Here is a 1,834-nt window from a genome sequence, read left to right as displayed (position 1 = left end):
GAAGCAGAAACGAAAGGCCGGGGTTATAGCGGAAGCTAATCCTGAGTAAACAAGGTGGATCAATATTAAACCGTTGGTGGTGACGGTTAGTGGATCACTTTTTACCCGTTGTTGACACATCACACCCCATACAGTGCGGTGCTCATTGATAAAGCGGTACTTCAGTCGGGCTCCCTTGCAAAGTACCGCGCGGCCTTTTTCAGGATATCCCGTTCTTCTTCGGTGCGTTTTAGCTGTGCCCGTAGTTTCAGGATCTCGCTTTTGGCTTCCAGTAAATCCCGGGCATGCTGTTCGCTGTTATCGGGTTTAATAGCCCGTAGCCACTTATAGAGGCTGTGTGCAGACACGCCCAGGCGGTCAGATACTTCGGCAACGGAATAACCGCGTTCCGTTATTTGACGGACGGCTTCTTCCTTAAATTCAGGTGTAAATCGTGGTGTGCCCATACGCTCCTCCTTGTATCTTGAAAGTGGATTACTATGTTCTGGCTTAGATTTGGCAAAGCCTGTGTAGTCCGATTCCTCCTGGGGTTATTCAAGCCCGCAGCATAGCGATTGACGCACAGGTTGAGTCGTTCATCTGAAGCCCGAACAGTTGTCTGAACTTCAAATCGTATTTGCAAGGAGGGTATAGATGAGCATGTCAAATCAACGCTGTGCAGGCATTGATGTTTCGAAAAGCACTCTGGATATTGCAATCAGCAGTATTGCCCGGCAACTCACTGTGCCAAATGAAGATGGCGGTTTTAATCAGATACTCAAAGAGTTAAAGCAAAATGAAACTCAACTGATCCTGATGGAGGCCACCGGGGGACTTGAGTCTGGAGTGGCTGGCTATCTTCAGTCTGAAGGTTTCGACGTGGTTGTTATCAATCCCCGACAGGCGCGAGATTTTGCCCGCGCAATGGGCTATCTGGCTAAGACCGACCAAATAGATGCCAGAGTCCTGCTACAAATGGCAAAAGTTATTAACCAGCATCCTGAGCGGGAAAAATATATTCGTCCCTTACCTGATGTTCACAGGCAGTTGCTGGCAGCAATGGTGGTCAGACGCCGACAATTAACGATCATGCTTACAGCTGAGCGGAACAGGTTGCATCCATCGCATCCTCAGAATCATGAAAGTATCAGATTTATTATTTCGGTATTGAAAAGTGAAATGGCTCGTATAGAAGCTGAAATGTCAGCCTATATTTCGAAAAATTTCAGTGAATTATCTGCATTATTGAGCGCCGTTAAAGGTGTTGGTGCCGCGACTGTTGCCGTACTGCTGGCTGAGGTTCCGGAACTTGGAACGTTGTCACGACGTGAAATTAGTGCGCTTATTGGGGTTGCTCCAGTAAACAGAGATTCCGGCACGATGCGTGGTCGCCGAACGGTATTCGGAGGGCGAGCCTCCGTCCGAACAGCTCTCTATATGTCAGCCCTTGTCGGGACGAGGCACAACCCAGTAATTAAAGAGTTCTATACACGCCTCGTTGCCGCAGGAAAACCCAAAAAGGTTGCACTGACCGCCTGCATCAGAAAACTACTGACCATCCTGAACGCAATGCTGAAAAACAATGAAGCATGGGATCCGTTGTATCACCAACATGCTTCGTAATCGGGTTCGAAGACAGTTGCTATGCTCAAACTATAGGGCAGGATCGTCTACTGGGGCGGGGTCAGTCCACTCCCAGTGAACGCAGATTTCCTGTGATAGAGTACGGTATCATTGTAAGCGTTAAGTGAGCGCCGTATTGACGGCTATTTATTGGTGAGATCTACGTTCCATGGCAGCAGTTCGGCCACTTTGTTGCTGGGCCACTCCGGCAGTACGCTCAGGATATGGCGAA

The 1,834-nt window shown here is 48.8% G+C and carries 2 protein-coding genes and 1 pseudogene; 1 reads left to right on the top strand and 2 read right to left on the bottom strand.

All coding sequences use genetic code 11. The annotated features are described in order from the left end of the window. Positions 1-102: 102 nt before the first annotated feature. Positions 103-446: pseudogene (locus ACTJJI_RS26155) on the bottom strand (transposase); the annotation flags it as partial. 187 nt (positions 447-633) lie between these two features. Between ACTJJI_RS26155 and ACTJJI_RS26150 the strand changes: the two are divergent. Further along, the gene (locus ACTJJI_RS26150) at positions 634-1,602 is read left to right on the top strand and encodes an IS110 family transposase (protein WP_440656299.1); all 969 of its coding nucleotides are present in this window, start codon (positions 634-636) and stop codon (positions 1,600-1,602) included. 143 nt (positions 1,603-1,745) lie between these two features. Here ACTJJI_RS26150 and ACTJJI_RS26145 read toward each other — a convergent pair. Beyond that, positions 1,746-1,834 (bottom strand): hypothetical protein (locus ACTJJI_RS26145; protein ID WP_440656173.1); only part of this gene is annotated, 89 nt, incomplete at its 5' end.

The organism is Enterobacter sp. 22466, assembly GCF_052044775.1.
Classification (GTDB): Bacteria; Pseudomonadota; Gammaproteobacteria; order Enterobacterales; family Enterobacteriaceae; genus Enterobacter; species Enterobacter dissolvens.
The sequence above is the reverse complement of the archived record's forward strand: the minus strand, read 5'-3'. Positions and strand labels throughout refer to the sequence as shown.